This is a genomic window from Streptomyces sp. KLMMK, from assembly GCF_036961605.1.
GTDB lineage: Bacteria > Actinomycetota > Actinomycetes > Streptomycetales > Streptomycetaceae > Streptomyces > Streptomyces telluris.
This window is the reverse complement of sequence record NZ_JBAMDC010000144.1, coordinates 1-15,158: the sequence shown is the minus strand read 5'-3', so window position 1 is coordinate 15,158 and position 15,158 is coordinate 1. Positions and strand designations below refer to the sequence as shown.

Annotated in this window: 13 protein-coding genes; 6 read left to right on the top strand and 7 right to left on the bottom strand. The window is 72.6% G+C overall.

What is annotated here, in order from left to right:
- Positions 1 to 11: 11 nt before the first annotated feature.
- Complete coding sequence (locus V7793_RS20655; RefSeq protein WP_336008624.1) at positions 12 to 917, top strand: NAD(P)-dependent oxidoreductase; 906 nt, start codon at positions 12 to 14, stop codon at positions 915 to 917.
- A 17-nt stretch (positions 918 to 934) separates the two neighbouring features.
- Here the strand turns inward: V7793_RS20655 and V7793_RS20650 are convergent, their stop codons facing one another.
- Complete coding sequence (locus V7793_RS20650; RefSeq protein WP_336008622.1) at positions 935 to 1,771, bottom strand: carbohydrate ABC transporter permease; 837 nt, start codon at positions 1,769 to 1,771, stop codon at positions 935 to 937.
- Positions 1,772 to 1,837: 66 nt separating this feature from the next.
- A complete protein-coding gene (locus V7793_RS20645) occupies positions 1,838 to 2,284 on the bottom strand; it encodes an RICIN domain-containing protein (protein WP_336008621.1) in 447 nt (148 codons plus the stop codon).
- 144 nt (positions 2,285 to 2,428) lie between these two features.
- Here V7793_RS20645 and V7793_RS20640 point away from each other — a divergent pair, with 144 nt between their 5' ends.
- On the top strand, positions 2,429 to 3,199 hold the full coding sequence (locus V7793_RS20640) for a hypothetical protein (protein WP_336008620.1): 771 nt from the start codon (positions 2,429 to 2,431) through the stop codon (positions 3,197 to 3,199).
- Positions 3,200 to 3,267: 68 nt separating this feature from the next.
- Here the strand turns inward: V7793_RS20640 and V7793_RS20635 are convergent, their stop codons facing one another.
- The 4 genes from V7793_RS20635 to V7793_RS20620 form a co-directional block, all read right to left on the bottom strand.
- On the bottom strand, positions 3,268 to 4,146 hold the full coding sequence (locus V7793_RS20635) for a carbohydrate ABC transporter permease (protein ID WP_336008618.1): 879 nt from the start codon (positions 4,144 to 4,146) through the stop codon (positions 3,268 to 3,270).
- Positions 4,143 to 5,513 carry an extracellular solute-binding protein gene (locus tag V7793_RS20630; protein ID WP_336008616.1) on the bottom strand — a complete coding sequence of 457 codons (1,371 nt, stop codon included), beginning with the start codon at positions 5,511 to 5,513 and terminating at the stop codon, positions 4,143 to 4,145. Before V7793_RS20630 ends, V7793_RS20635 begins: the two co-directional genes overlap by 4 nt.
- A gap of 183 nt (positions 5,514 to 5,696) precedes the next feature.
- Positions 5,697 to 6,395 carry a response regulator gene (locus tag V7793_RS20625; RefSeq protein ID WP_336008614.1) on the bottom strand — a complete coding sequence of 233 codons (699 nt, stop codon included), beginning with the start codon at positions 6,393 to 6,395 and terminating at the stop codon, positions 5,697 to 5,699.
- Positions 6,392 to 8,191 carry a sensor histidine kinase gene (locus tag V7793_RS20620; protein ID WP_336008612.1) on the bottom strand — a complete coding sequence of 600 codons (1,800 nt, stop codon included), beginning with the start codon at positions 8,189 to 8,191 and terminating at the stop codon, positions 6,392 to 6,394. Before V7793_RS20620 ends, V7793_RS20625 begins: the two co-directional genes overlap by 4 nt.
- A 222-nt stretch (positions 8,192 to 8,413) precedes the next feature.
- Between V7793_RS20620 and V7793_RS20615 the strand changes: the two genes are divergently transcribed.
- From V7793_RS20615 to V7793_RS20605, 3 genes are all read left to right on the top strand, one after another.
- Positions 8,414 to 9,814, top strand: coding sequence for a cation:dicarboxylate symporter family transporter (locus tag V7793_RS20615; protein ID WP_336008610.1), 1,401 nt, complete (start codon positions 8,414 to 8,416; stop codon positions 9,812 to 9,814).
- Positions 9,815 to 9,970: 156 nt separating this feature from the next.
- Complete coding sequence (locus V7793_RS20610) at positions 9,971 to 10,432, top strand: VOC family protein (protein WP_336008608.1); 462 nt, start codon at positions 9,971 to 9,973, stop codon at positions 10,430 to 10,432.
- Between the two features lie 189 nt (positions 10,433 to 10,621).
- Positions 10,622 to 12,619, top strand: a complete 1,998-nt coding sequence (locus tag V7793_RS20605) for an ATP-binding protein (protein WP_336008607.1) — start codon at positions 10,622 to 10,624, stop codon at positions 12,617 to 12,619.
- Positions 12,620 to 12,635: 16 nt separating this feature from the next.
- On the opposite strand, the gene V7793_RS20600 is transcribed toward V7793_RS20605, so the two are convergent.
- Complete coding sequence (locus V7793_RS20600) at positions 12,636 to 13,235, bottom strand: TetR/AcrR family transcriptional regulator (protein ID WP_336008606.1); 600 nt, start codon at positions 13,233 to 13,235, stop codon at positions 12,636 to 12,638.
- 275 nt (positions 13,236 to 13,510) lie between these two features.
- Here V7793_RS20600 and V7793_RS20595 point away from each other — a divergent pair.
- Positions 13,511 to 15,158 (top strand): MFS transporter (locus tag V7793_RS20595; RefSeq protein WP_336008604.1); only part of this gene is annotated, 1,648 nt, incomplete at its 3' end.

Here is a 15,158-nt window from a genome sequence, read left to right as displayed (position 1 = left end):
GCTCTCCGCACATGAGCAACACCTCTGCCCCCGCCTCCGTACCCGCTGCCGCATCCCCCGTCACCGTTCTCGGACTGGGCGCCATGGGACAGGCCCTGGCCACCGCCTTCCTCACGGCGGGCCACCCCGTCACCGTCTGGAACCGCACCCCGGACAAGGCCGGCCCGCTCGTGGCCCTGGGCGCCGTCCGGGCCGATGACGTCACGGCCGCGGTCACCGCGGGCCCGCTGGTGATCGCCTGCATCCTGGACTACGCCTCGGTGTACGAGACGCTGGCCCCGGCCACCGGGGCGCTCGCGGGCCGCACCCTGGTCAACCTCACCACCGGCACCCCCGCCGAGGCCCGCAAGGCGGCGGAGTGGGCGGCCTCGCACGGGTTCGCGTACCTCGACGGCGGGATCATGGCCGTGCCTCCGGGCATCGGTACGGAGCAGGCGTTCGTCCTCTACAGCGGCGAGCGGGAGGTCTTCGACGCCCACCGCGAGGCGCTGGAGCGCCTGGGCGCCGCGCACTTCGCGGGCGCCGAACCGGGCCTGGCCGCCCTGCTGGACATCGCCCTGCTCAGCGGGATGTACGGGCTCTTCTCGGGCGTCTTCCACGCCCTGGCGCTGGCGGATTCGGCGAACGTGCCGGCGGCGGAGTTCGTACCGCTGCTGAGCTCGTGGATCGGCGCCATGGCGACGGCTGTTCCGCACATGGCGCACCAGGTCGAGACGGGCGACTACGCCGACGGCGTCGTGTCGAACATCGGCATGCAGGCCGCAGCCTTCGGTAATCTGCTGCGGGCGTCCGAGGAGCAGGGCGTCCGGCCCGACCTGTTCACGGCCCTCCACTCCCTGATGCAGGAGCGCGTGGCCGGCGGGCACGGCGCGGAGGACCTGACGGGCGTCGTGGAGCTGCTCAGGAACCGTGCCTGACACAGGCCGGATGCGGGTCAGCCCTTGACCGCGCCGCCGAGGGCGAATCCGCCGCCGAGGCGGCGCGAGATCAGGGCGTACAGCAGGATCACCGGCGTCGAATACAGGATCGAGAACGCGGCGAGCTGCCCGTAGGCGACCTGCCCGAAGTCGCCGAAGAACGTGAAGATGCTGACGGACGCCGGGAGCTGCTCGGGGGAGAGCAGCAGCATGAACGGGACGAAGAAGTTGCCCCACATCATGATGAAGCTGTAGATCGTCACGACTCCGGCGCCCGGGCCCATCAGGGGCAGGACCACCCGCACCAGCGCCTGTAGCCGGCTCGCCCCGTCCGTCCAGGCCGCCTCCTCCAGGACGGCCGGTACGCCGTCCATGAAGTTCTTCATCAGCCAGATGGCGAAGGGGAGTTGGGCGGTGGCCATGAAGAGGGCGGTGCCGTGGAGGGTGTCGACGAGGTCGACGCGGACGAAGAGGCCGTAGACGGGGACCATCACTGCCGTGATGGGCAGGCAGGTCGTGAAGAGCACGCCCAGCAGGTAGGGGCGGGTCAGCCGGGAGCGGAAGCGCGAGAGCGGGTAGGCGGCGAGGGTCGCGCAGGCGACCGTGACGAGGGTGGCGGAGCCGCACAGGAGCAGGCTGTTGAGTACGGGCGTGAAGGTGATCTCGTCCGTGAGCACGGCGGAGAAGTTCTCCGCCGTCGGCCGCCCGGGCGCCTTGACGGCGAGCCCGGCCTCGGCGTCGACGGAGGCGAGCAGCAGCCAGACCAGGGGCACGCAGAACCCGGCGACGACGGCGAGCAGCGCCGCGTCGGCGGCCAGGCGCTGACGGGTGCGGCGGGCGGGGAGCGGGCGCATGGCACCTCCGGGCGGGGCGGGGGAGTGCGGACCTCTCAGGTCCTGGATTCCCTGCGGCCCCGCCGCCTAGGCGCCCGGCGCCGGCTCCAGTCGCCACCACTGGCCCGGGCTGTCCGTGTCCTCGCCCTGCCGGACGTTGGCGCCGGGCTCCGTGGAGGCGTCGGCGACCTCCAGGAGCAGGCCACTGATGTGGGCGACGAGGGTGACGGTGCCGGGGGCGTCGAGGTGCTGTTCGATGAGCCATTCCTGGGCGCCGTAGTTGTTGGCCTTCCACTGCTGGACGTTGGCGCCGTTCTCCACGCTCGCGTTCGCGACGTCGAGCCGCTTGCCGCTGGCGGCGTTCACGAAGTGGTGCAGGCCGCTGCCCTCGTGGACGGGGCTCACGTGCCATAGTTGCGCGGCGCTGCCGTCCTCCTGGCCCTGGCGGACGTTGGCGCCGCTGCCCTTGCGGCCGCCCTCGACCTCCAGCAGCAGGCCGCTGCCGGTGTTGCGTACGCGGAACGTGCCTTCCATGACCCCAGCCGTAGTCGATCAAGTGTTCGAGATCTGATCGTAATGCGCACCGGGTGCCCGGCGGCGGGAAAGATATTGAACTTTTTACCTGAGCATGACTATATGTGGGGTCGCTCCCGAATCCAGTTCAGAGGAAACCCATTCATGCGCCGCTCCACCGTCCGCCGTACCGCTCTCGCCGCCTCCGCGATGTCGCTGGCCCTGCTCGTGAGCGCCTGCGGTTCGGACAAGTCCGAGGGGAAGAAGGACGAGCCCAAGGGCAAGGCGTCCGCCAGCGCCCCCGCCGCCGGCAAGGCCGCTTCGGCGGAAGAGCTGGGGAAGCTGATCCTGGCCGAGGGTGACGTCCCGGGCCACAAGGTCGCCGAGGCCACCGCGGCCGACCTCGCCACGGCCAAGAGCGTCACCAGCGACAAGGCCGAGTGCAAGCCGCTGGTCGACGCGATGAGCCTGCGCTCCGGCGGTGCGCCCTCCGCGCTCGTCATCCGCAAGGTCATGGCGATGCCGAAGTCCCCCGCCCCGGACGCCGCCCCCGAGGAGAAGATGAAGGCCGGCCTCGGCGCCCTGAGCGGCACGATCACGTCCGACACCCTGGGCGCGTACGGCGACGCCAAGGCGGCCGGCGACGTCATCGCGGCGCTGAAGAAGTCCGGTGCGGACTGCGCCGGCGGCTTCAACCTCGTCGCGGGCTCCGACAAGACGAAGTTCACGAAGGTCGCGCCCGCCGACTTCGCCGCGGGCGGCGACGAGGCGGTCTCCTTCACGCTCAACCTGGACGCCGAGGGCACGACCGGCACGACCCACCTGATCGCCGTCCGCAAGGGCAGCACGGTCGCCACCTTCTACGCCCTGAGCCTCGCCGGCCAGGCGGAGCTGCCGAAGGCCGTCGTCGAGGGCCAGGTCAAGAAGCTCGGCTGAGCCGGGCCCCGGTGAGGCGGATGCGGGAGGGGGCGGACCCCGGAGGGCACACGGAGCCCTCCGGGGCTTCAGATCTCCTCCCGCATCAGCCGTAGGTACACCACCGAGAACAACGCCCCCACCAGCAGCAGAAGCAGCGCCACCGCCGTCCCGTAGCCGATCAGCGACTTCAGGAACGCCTGGTCGTACATGAAGACCGGGAGCGTCCGGCTCCTGTCGCCCGGGCCGCCGCGCGTCATGGCCCAGATCAGGCCGAAGACGGACAGCGTCTGGAGGGTATTGAGCATGAGGTTGGTGGCGATGGAGCGGCGGATCATCGGCAGCGTGACGTGCCACAGGCGCCGCGCGCCGCTCGCGCCGTCCACCTCCGCCGCCTCGGTGATCTCCTGCGGGATCTCCGCGAGCGCGGCGGAGTAGACCAGCATGGAGAAGGCCGTGCCGCGCCACACGTTGGCGAAGGAGACGGCCAGGATCGGCAGGGTGAACAGCCAGTTCTGCGGGGGCAGGTGGAGCTGCTCCAGGATCGCGTTGAGCGTGCCCCGCCGGCTGAAGAACGTGTAGAGCAGGAAGCCGGCCACGATCTCCGGCAGCACCCACGCGGCGATCACGACCGCACCCGTGAGCGTCCGTACGGGCCGGGAAGCGCGCCGCATGAGGCCCGCGAGGGCGAGGCCCAGGCTGTTCTGGCCGACGATCGACGACAGCACGGTGAAGACGAGCGTCAGCACCACCGCGTGGCGGAAGCCCTCGTCGGCGAAGGCCCGGCGGAAGTTGGCGAAGCCGACGAACGAGGCGGACGCCTGACCGGTCAGCTGTGTGTCGGTGAAGGCGACGGCCACACAGTAGGCGACGGGCCCGGCGAGGAAGAGCAGCAGGAGGACGCTGGCGGGCGCGACCGGAAGCCAGCGCAGCGCCCGCCGGCCCCGCGCCCCGGCCGTCCCGCTCACCGCGCCCGTTCCCGCGCCGTCACTCCCGCCCCGCCGGCGACCGCCTTCAGCTCCTCGTCGTAGCGCCCCGCGGCCCGCTGCACGGAGGCGTCGCCCGTCGTCACCGCCTCCATCGCGTCCCGGATGGCGCTGGAGACCTGCGGGTAGACCGGCAGCGCCGGCCTGTAGTGGGTGAACTTCACCAGGGCGGTGAAGAAGTCGACGCCGGGCATCGACGTCAAGTACTTGCGCGAGGCCGCCACGTCGTCCCGTACGGCGATCTGCGCGTCGCGCACCGTCCACTCGGTGGCGTTGTCCGTCGTCTGCAAGGTCTCGATCACCTGCCAGGCCAGGTCCGCCTTGCCGGACTTGGCGCTGACGGACCACGTCCAGCCGCCGGACAGGCTGACTGCCCCGGGCTCCGCCCCGTTCTGCGTGGGGAAGGGCGCCCGGCCCATCACCGAGGTCCACCCGGGCCAGGGCCTGGAGCCGCCGGGCTGCCAGTACTTGCCGAGCCAGGAGCCGTCGAGGGCGATCGCGAGCTTGCCGGAGGGCAGCCAGTCGGTGGCGACGCGGTTGTCGACGTTGGGGTCGAGCGCGTCGGCCGGGTCCGGGCCGAGCTTGTCGGCGAAGACGGTCCGGACGAACTCCAGCGCGTCGCGGAACCCCCGGCTCCCGGAGACCCACTTGCGCACCGCCGGGTCGTACAGCGGGTCCCTGCCCGTCCCGTACAGGAGCATCTCGAAGCCCTGCATGGTGGCGGCCTCGCCCGGCGCCTTGCCCGTGTACACGTTGAGCGGAGTGACCCCGGGGACCTTCTCCTTGACGGTGCGGGCCGCGTCCAGCACGTCCTTCCAGGTGCGCGGGTGCCAGTCGGCGGGCAGCCCGGCCCGCGCGAAGACCTCCTTGTTGAACCACAGGCCGCGGGTTTCCGTGCCGTCCGGCACCCCGTACGTCTTCCCGTCCTCGCCCTTCGCCGCCGCCTTCGCGGCCGGGGCGAACCGGCCCCAGTCCTTCCATCCGGCCAGCTTGTCGTCCAGCGGGCGCAGATACCCCGCCTTTATATCGGAGTTGATGACGAACGTGTCCTCGCGGACGATGTCCGGCGCGGTCTTCGGCGACCGCATCATCTGCTGCAGCTTGGCGTAGTAGTCGGCCGCGGCGGCCTGCACGGGCACCAGCTGGAGCTTCTTGCCCTCGTGCGCGCGCTCGAACTGTCTCTTGATCCCGGCCAGGTAGTCGTCCATGATCCGGACGTTGTTGTCGGTGGTGCGCTGGTAGGCGATCTTCACGGTGTCCGGATCGCCGCCGGACCCCCCGCCGCACGCGGTGAGGGAGGCCGCGGCGAGGGCCGCGGCGCAGAGCAGCACGGGAGCGGTGGGGCGCACGGGCGACCTCCTGGGGGCGGGCCTCGGCGCCCGGGACGGGGCCTCGGCGGGCTGCGCCTTCCTGAGGTCGTACGTTCCCGCTCCGTGCTGCCTGCACGCGTCGTGGCGGCGTCTGCTCGCGCGTCACCCCGGTCGTCCCGGCCTTCCCGGTCCCCGCGGGGGCCCGGCCGGGTCGGGGCCGGATCAGGGCCGGCTCTGCCAGTGGTAGCGCAGTTCGGGGCGGCCGATCTGGCCGTAGCGGGGCGTACGGGCCGCCCGGCCCGCCGCCACGAGGTGTTCGAGGTAACGGCGCGCGGTGATCCGGGAGATGCCCACGGACGCCGCCGCCGTGCCCGAGGACAGGCCCTCGTCCCCCGCGGACCGCAGGGCGTCGGTGATCGACCGGAGGGTGGAGGGGCTCAGCCCCTTGGGCAGCGCGGCGGGCTGGGGGGCGCGCAGCGCGGCGAACGCGCGGTCCACCTCCTCCTGCCCGCTGGCCTCGCCCGCGACCGAGCGGAACTCGGCGTAGCGCGCGAGCCGGTCCCGGAGCGTGGCGAAGGTGAACGGCTTCAGGACGTACTGCACGACGCCGAGGGAGACCCCTTCGCGGACGACCGTCAGATCGCGCGCCGACGTGACGGCGATGACGTCGGCGGTGTGCCCGGCGGTGCGCAGCGAACGCAGCAGCTGCAGGCCGTGCCCGTCGGGGAGGAAGAGGTCGAGCAGCAGCAGGTCGACGGGGGTCCGCTTGAGGAAGTGCGAGGCGTCGCCCAGGGAGTGGGCGATCCCGGCCACCGTGAAGCCGGGCACGCGGCCGGCGTAGAGGGCGTGGGCGTCGGCGGCCACGGGGTCGTCCTCGACGACGAGGACACGGATGGGCCGGGGGGCGGCGGGTCTGCTCATGAGGGCACTCCGGTCCGTGGGGCGGGCGTTGCGGGCGACGGGGATGACGGGGATGACGGGGATGGCGGGGATGACGGGGATGACGGGGATGACGGGGATGACGGGGATGACAGGGGTGATGAGGGTGACGGGGGCGTGGCGGGCGCAGGCGTCTCCGCGGGCCGGGCCGCGGCCACGCGCAGGGGGAGCCGGACGGTGAACTCCGCGCCGCCGCCCGGTGCGCCGGTGACGGAGACCGTACCCCCGTTGCGGTGCACGGCCTGCCGGACGAGCGCGAGGCCGAGGCCGCGGCCGTGCGGCGCGCTGCCGGGCGACTTGGTCGACCAGCCGCGCCGGAACACCTCCTCCATCGCCTCGGGCGCCACTCCCGCCCCGGTGTCCCCGACGCGCAGCAGCAGGTCGCCGGCGTCGGCGCGCAGGGTGACGGTGACCTGCGCGTGCCGGACCTCCGCCACGCTGCGGTTGGCCTCCTCGGCGGCGGCGTCCACCGCGTTGTCGACCAGGTTGCCCAGGACGGTGACGAGGTCGCGGGCCGGCAGGTGGTCCGGCAGCAGGCCGTCGTCGACGTGCGTGTCGGGGGTCAGGACGAGCTCCACGCCGCGCTCGTTGGCCTGCGCGGCCTTGCCGAGCAGCAGGGCCGCGAGGACGGGCTCCGCGACGGCGCCGACCACCTCGTCGGTCAGGGCCTGGGCGAGCTCCAGCTCGGCGGTGACGAACTCCACGGCCTCGTCCGCGCGCCCCAGCTCGATCAGCGAGACCACCGCGTGCAGCCGGTTGGCCGCCTCGTGCGCCTGCGAGCGCAGGGCCTCCGCGAAGCCGCGCACGGAGTCCAGCTCGCCGGAGAGCGCCTGGAGTTCGGTATGGTCGCGCAGGGTCACGACGGTGCCGTGGCGCTCGCCCCCGGAGACCGGCGAGGTGTTGAGGACGACGATGCGGTCGGCGGTCGCGTGGACCTCGTCGACGCGCGGCCCGGGGGCCAGCAGGGCGTCCGTGAGGGCGGGCGGCAGGCCGAGGGCGTCGACCCGGCGGCCGATCACCTCCCCGGTGAGGCCGAGGAGTTCACGCCCGCCGTCGTTGATGAGGGCGATGCGGTGCTGCCCGTCGAGCATCAGCAGCCCCTCGCGCACCGCGTGGAGCGTGGCCTCGTGGTAGTCGTGCATCCGGCTCAGCTCGGTGGCGTTCATGCCGTGGGTGTGGCGGCGCAGCCGGGCGTTGAGCAGGTACGTCCCCGCCCCGCCCAGGGCGAGCGCGCCCAGGGCCACACCCAGCAGGGCCAGCAGCTGGCGGCGTATCTCGGCGCTGATCGCGTCCACAGTGATGCCCGCGCTCACCAGCCCGGTGACCCGGTCGCCGTCCATGACGGGCACCACCACGCGGACCGACGGCCCGAGCGTGCCCGTGTACGTCTCCGAGAAGATCCGGCCCTCCAGGGCGGGCCCGGTGTGGCCCAGGAAGCGCTCGCCTATGCGCTCCGGGTCCGGGTGCGTCCAGCGGATGCCGTCCGGGCTCATGATCGTCACGAAGCCGACGCCGGTGCCGGTGCGCACGCGCTCGGCGTACGCCTGGAGGACGAACGGCGGGTCGGCCGAGCGCACCGCGTCCCGCACCGACGCGGAGGCGGCCACGGCGACCGCCGCCGCGGTCACCTCGCGCCGCGCCGCCTCCTCGGCCTGGCCGCGGTCCGCGACGTACGCGAAGGCCGCGCAGCCGGCCACCACGAAGGCGACCAGCACGATCTGCATCGCGAAGAGCTGGCCGGCCAGGCTGCGGGGGCGGCGGATGCGGGGTCTGCGCATGGCGGACAGTGTGCACCGGGCCACGCCCGTGAACGTAATGCACATAAGGGTGACCACGGTCACAGAGCCGTGCATAGTCACCGGAGCCCCACTCGTCGGGAGAGCGGGGCGCCCCCAGACTGTTGCCCTGCACCCGCCCTGCATCCGTTCGCACTCGCTTGCGTCCGCCTGCCCGCCGGGACCGATGCAGTGCGCCCAGAGCCGCGACGACGAGGAGACCCCGTGACGGCACAGGCAGCACCAAAGGCCGCGAAGCCGCCCCGGCGGCCGGACCGGACCCACTACCTCTACCTGGCCGTGATCGCGGCCGTGCTCGCCGGCATCGCCGTCGGCTTCGCGGCGCCGGGCGTCGCGGTCGAGCTCAAGCCGCTCGGCACCGGCTTCGTGAACCTGATCAAGATGATGATCTCGCCGGTCATCTTCTGCACGATCGTGCTGGGCATCGGCTCCGTGCGGAAGGCCGCGAAGGTCGGCGCGGTCGGCGGCCTCGCCCTCGGCTACTTCATGGTCATGTCCACCGTCGCGCTGGCCATCGGCCTCGTGGTGGGCAACCTCCTGGAGCCCGGCAGCGGGCTGCACCTGACGGACGCGGTGCGCCACGCGGGCGAGGCGCAGGCCAAGGGCGGGGGCGAGTCCACGACGCAGTTCCTGCTCGGCATCATCCCGACCACCATGGTCTCCGCCTTCACCGGCGGCCAGGTGCTGCAGACCCTGCTCGTCGCCCTCCTCGCGGGCTTCGCCCTGCAGGCTATGGGCACGGCGGGCGAGCCCGTCCTGCGCGGCATCGGACACATCCAGACGCTGGTCTTCCGCATCCTCGCCATGATCATGTGGGCGGCCCCCGTGGGCGCCTTCGGCGCCATCGCGGCGGTCGTCGGCGCCACGGGCACCGACGCCCTGAAGTCCCTCGCCGTCATCATGATCGGCTTCTACGTCACCTGCGTGCTCTTCGTCATCGTGGTGCTGGGCACGCTCCTGCGGCTGGTGGCCGGGGTGAACATCTTCACGCTGCTGAAGTACCTGGGCCGCGAGTTCCTGCTGATCCTGTCGACGTCGTCGTCGGAGTCCGCCCTGCCGCGCCTGATCGCCAAGATGGAACACCTGGGCGTCAGCAAGCCCGTCGTCGGCATCACCGTGCCCACCGGCTACTCCTTCAACCTCGACGGCACGGCCATCTACCTGACGATGTCGTCGCTGTTCATCGCGGAGGCGATGGGCGAACCGCTGGCGCTCGGCCAGCAGATCTCACTGCTCCTGTTCATGATCGTCGCGTCCAAGGGGGCGGCCGGCGTCACCGGCGCGGGCCTCGCCACGCTCGCGGGCGGCCTTCAGTCCCACCGCCCCGAACTCGTCGACGGCGTCGGCCTGATCGTCGGCATCGACCGCTTCATGAGCGAAGCGCGGGCCCTGACGAACTTCGCGGGCAACGCGGTGGCGACGGTCCTCGTCGGCACGTGGACCAAGGAGATCGACAAGGAGCGGGTGGGCGAAGTGCTCGCCGGGCGGATCCCGTTCGACGAGACGACGCTCAGCGGCGACGGTCACGGGCACGGGGGCGGGGACGGCCATGAGGGCGGGGGAACGCTGCCGGAGCCGAAGGAGCCGGCGGGGGTGCCGGCTTGATGGTCGGGCGGCCTGGCGGTTCGGTGGCCTGGGCGCCTGGGCGCCTGGGCGCCTGGGCGCCTGGGCGCCTGAGGGCCTGAGGGCCTGAGAGGCTGACGGTTTGAGGGACTGACTGACGGCCCGGGGGTGTCAGACCCCTGTGCCAGGCTGCGAGGCATGGAGACGACTCCGCAACTGCAGCTGACGATCGACTGCGCCGACCCGAAGCGGATGGTGGCCTTCTGGACGGAGGCGCTGGGGTACGTCCCCGAGCCCCCGCCGGAAGGCCACGCCACGTGGCGGGACTACTGGACGGCCACGGGCGTCCCGGAGGAGGAACTGACCGGCGGCGCCGGGGAAACCCCGGAGTCCATCACCGACCCGGCGGGCCGCGGGCCACGCGTGTGGTTCCAGCAGGTCCCGGAACCGAAGACCGTCAAGAACCGCGTCCACCTGGACCTGAAGGTGGGCGGGGGCCGTACGGCCCCGCTCGCCCTCCGCACGGAACGGATCACCGCGACGGTGGACCGCCTCACGGCGGCGGGCGCGACGGTGCTCCGCGTGATGGACGAGCCGCAGATGGACTACTACGGAGTCGTCCTCCAAGACCCGGAGGGCAACGAGTTCTGCGTGGCGTGAACGGGGGCCGGGGCGGGACGACGGCGGCTGGGACGTGACCCCCCAGCCCCCTCCCCCCTCTCCCCCCGACGGCGCTCAGAGCATTCAGGGGGGCGTGCGGGTGCATGGGGCGGGGCGGTGCTGGACTTGGGCTCGTGGGTGACGGACGCTGCCGTTCGCATGAGCGTCTCTCGTGTGCCAGGGGGATATGTGTACAACATTCTCTACGGCAGCTCCCGTATCACTCTCACCTCCGGCAGCGGTACCCGGCTCGAGCGTTCGGAGTCGCTTCTGCGCGACCCCCGTCTACGTCATCAGGGGTCCGGGCCCGCTGCCGCCGCGCCCCTTCTCCTCGGGCGGGAGCAGGAACTGGCCGACGCCTGGAGGGAGGTCCTGGCCGGGCGGCCCGTGGAGTTCCACGGTCCCTGCGGGCTCGGGAAGACCACTCTGCTGCGGAGCATCGCCGGAAGCGGCGGGCGCCGCAGCGCGTTCGTGCGCGTGGCCGGGAATCCGCTGGAGGACGTACTCCAGCTGCTCGTGGACGCCCTGTACCTGCCCGCGGGACGGGAGCCGGTGAAGTACCCCCGGCCGGTCTGCGAGCGGCTCGTCAACCACCCCCGGCCGCTGATCGTGCTGGACGAGGTGCCGCCCGGTTCGCGGATCCCGCGTCAGCTGTCGGCCGCCCTGCCCGACTGTGTGCTGCTGGTGGGTTCGGAGCGCCCCGTGCTGAGCGGATCGGGGATGTCCCTGCTCCTGGCGGGGCTGCCGCCGGACCCCGCCCTCGACCTCTTCACCCGCTCGCTGGGCCGCCCCCTGCCCGACGCGGAACTTCCCCCCGTCCGGCGGCTGCTGGAGGCCGTACGGTTCCGGCCGCTGCACATCCGGCAGGCCGCTGCGCTGGTGCGGGCCGGGCATCCGGTCGAGACGCTGACCCGGGCGGCCGCGCGGGATCCGCGGGAGCTGGACCGGCTGAGCGCGGGGTCGCTGTCCGGGCCCGAGCGGGAGGCCCTGGTGGTCTTGGCGCTCGCGGCCGGAACCCTGGTGCCGGGGAACTGGGTGTCGGCCGTCGGCGACATCGCCTACGCCGTGCAGTCCCTGGTCTCCCTGCACGAGCGCGGGCTCGTCGAGCGGCCGGAAGAGGACCGGTTCGGGCTGCCGGTGTGCCTGAAGGAGAGCCTGCGGGGGCTGTCGCTCGGTGCGGTCTCGTTGAGCGCGGGCGTCAACGGGCTCGCCGACTGGCTGGACGGCGCGGTGCGCGGCGACGTGCACGGGCTCACGGACGCGCTCGAAGGAGTGGAAGGCGTCGTCGGACTGCTCGGCGTCGCGTTCGAGCAGGGCGAATGGCGGGCCGCGGTCCGGCTGGCGAAGATCGCCGAAGCCGCGTTGTTCGTCGTCCTGCGGTGGCAGCAGTGGAAGGACGTCCTGGAGAAGGGCGAGGAGGCCGCCAGGAGGATCGGCGACCGGGCGTCGGAGGCGCTGTTCGCCCACCAACTGGGCACCGTGGCCTACGTCGAGGACCGCCCCGCGGACGCACAAGTCCTGCTGCGTCACGCGCTACGGCTGCGGGAGGACCTCGGCGACGCCGCGGGGGCCGCGCTGACCAGCGCGAACCTGGAGTACGTGACGCCGTCCGGGGCCGTCCCGGGCGACGGCCCCGGGCCGACCCCGCGCGGCTGGGTCCGGCGGGCGGTGCTGTGGGCCGCCGGGCTGCTGGCCGCCGTCGTGGCGATCGTTGCGGCCCGGGAAGCGGTCCACGAGGAGCCTCCGGGTCCGGCTCCCGGTCCGGCTCCGGGGCCCTCGGCGCCCGGGGGCAGTGCCGGTCCGGCCACCGGCGGTCAGGTCACCCGTGATCCGGCCACCGGCGGTCCGGTCACCCGCGGTCCGGCGAGCAGCGGCCTGACCGGCGCGGCGAGTCACACGTGGGGCGGCGCCAGTCCTGGCCCCAGCCTCAGCCCTGGCGCCAGTCGCAGCCCGGCTCGTACGAGTCCTTCCCCTTCACCCAGTCCGAGCGGTACGGCGGCGAGCCCCTCCCCGCGGCCGAGCCCGCCCCGTACGAGCCCGCCCCGTACGAGCCCGACCCCTTCCCCGTCCCTCTCCCCGTCCCCGTCTCCCAGCCGTACGACGCGGAGTCCGTCCCCCTCCCCGTCCCCGAGGCCTTCCACGGACCGTCCGTGGCCGAGCCACAGCCACGACGACGAGCTCTGGTGACGCTGCCGCCCCGCCTCTAAGCCGGCACCAGCCCCGCCACCAGCTCAGTCGCCTCCTCCGCCGGTACCCCCGCCGCAGTGAGCGCGGTGACCGCCGCCGAGCGGCCGGCCTCCGCCGGGCTCAGGACGCCTTCGTTGACCGCCTGGAGCAGGCCGAAGAGGATCTGCTCGCGGATGTAGGCCAGGGCGATGGCCGGCAGCGGGGAGGCGAAGCGGCCCTCGTCCAGGCCGCGTTGGAGCATGGCCGCGCACTCGCGGCGCACCGGCTCCAGGCGGCGGTGGATGCCTTCGACGGTGACGCTGCGCTGGGCCAGGGAGATCAGCAGGCGGTAGCCGTCGGCGATCTCCCAGGCGGCGAGCATGGAGCGGGCCAGGGCCTTGGCGGGGTCGTCGACGTCGCGCAGGGCTTCGGCCTGGGCGAGTTCCACGGCGTTCGCGGCGTCGTCGACGAGGGCGCTCATCAGCGCCTCGCGGCTGGGGAAGTGGCCGTAGACCGTGCGCCGGACGACTCCTGCCGCGCGGGCGATCTGGTCCATGCTCGCGTCCGGGTCGCGCAGCAGCTCCGTGAGCGCGATGTCCATGATGCGGCGGCGATTGGCGTCCGCTCTGCCGGCCATTGGTCTCTTCTCTGTCCGTGGAGTCCGTGCGTCGGATCTCTGCATCGGATCTCTGCATCGGATCTCTGTGTCGGGATCTCTGCGTCGGATCTCTGCATCGAGTCTCTGCCGAGGAGGGGGCTTCGGGCGCAGCCTCCGTGGCCGACATCCTGCACCTCATTTTGCACCGGGCGACGCCGTCCCGTAACTTGCACACTGCTGTGTAATTGCACAACGATGTGCAAGATCTGTGCGGGAGCTCTGCAAGAGCTTTGCGAGAGAGGAAGGGGTGACCGATGGGCCTCGCGATGTCGACACCGGTCGACGAGATGGACGGTCCGTACAAGAGGCGCTGGGCCGCACTGGGCGTGCTCTGCATCAGCCTGCTGATCATCGTCATGGCCAACACGTCCCTGACGGTCGCCGCCCCCGACATGGTCCAGGAGCTCGGCCTGGGCAGTTCCGACCTGCAGTGGGTCATCGACGGCTACACCGTCCCGTACGCCGCGCTGATGCTGATCCTCGGCGCCGTCGGCGACAAGTACAGCCGCCGAGGAGCGCTCCTTCTCGGCCTTCTCGTCTTCGGCGCGGCCTCCGTCGCCGGCTCGATGGCCGACAGCTCGGCCGGCGTCATCGCGTCCCGTGCCGTCATGGGCGTCGGCGCGGCCATGATCATGCCGGCCACGCTGTCGCTGCTCGCCGCGACCTTCCCGCGCGAGGAGCGCGCCAAGGCCATCACCATCTGGACGGCCACCGCCGGCCTCGCCATCGCCGTCGGCCCGCTCGTGGCCGGTGCGCTGCTGGAGGACCACGGCTGGGCCTCCACCTTCCTCATCAACGTGCCGATCGCCTTCCTCGGCATCATCGGCGCGCTGGCGCTCGTCCCGCCGTCCAAGGCGACGCGGCCGGGCGAGGAAGCGGCCAGGATCGACTACATCGGCGGCCTGCTGTCCGTCGTGTGGGTCGGCTCGCTCATCTACATGATCATCGAGGGCCCGCACTTCGGCTGGGGTGCCAAGGCGATCGCCGCCGCGGTCATCGCCGGCGTCGGCCTGGTCCTCTTCGTCCTCTGGGAGCTGCGCCACCCGCACCCGGTCCTGGACGTCCGCCGCTTCGCCCGGCGCGCCTTCGCCGGCTCGACCATGGCCGTCGCGCTGTTCTTCCTCGCGGTCTTCGGCGCGTTCTACTACCTCACCCAGCACCTGCAGTTCGTCCTCGGCTACTCGCCGCTGGACACCGGCGTGCGGATGCTGCCGCTGGCCGGCGCGGTGTTCGTGGGCGGTGCGCTGACCGCGGTCCTCACCCCCAAGGTGGGCATGAAGGTCACCGTGACGTGCGGCATGACCGTCGGCACGGTCGCCATCGCGCTGCTGGCGCGCGTCGACGAGTCCTCCACGTACGACGACTTCGTCCTGCCGCTGATCATCCTGGGCCTGGCCATCGGCCTGTCCCTGTCGCCGTGCACCAACGCCATCATGGGCTCCTTCCCGGAGGACCAGCTGGGCGTCGGCGGCGCCGTCAACAGCACCTCGATCGAGATGGGCGGCTCCCTGGGCATCGCCATCCTCGGCACCGTGCTCGCCAAGACCTACTCCTCCAACCTCGGTGACGCCGCCGCGAAGGCCGCCGAGGCGGGCGGCCCCAAGCTGCCGGAGAAGGCGCTCACGCTCGCGCAGGACTCGGTCGGCGCGGGTCTGGCCGTGGCCAAGGAGGTCGGCAAGCAGGTCGCGGCCGGCGCGGCGCCGAAGGTCGGCCCGGAGAAGGCCGCCGCCCTCGGGGCGCAGCAGGCGCAGACCGTGGCCGAGGCCGTGCACCGGTCGTTCGCGGACGCTGTCGCCCACACCAGCGTCGTCGGCGCGGTCGTTCTCGGCGTGGGGACGGTGCTGGTCGCCTTCCTGCTGCCGGGCCGTGGGAAGAGCAAGCCGGAGGCCGCGGCGGCGGCCG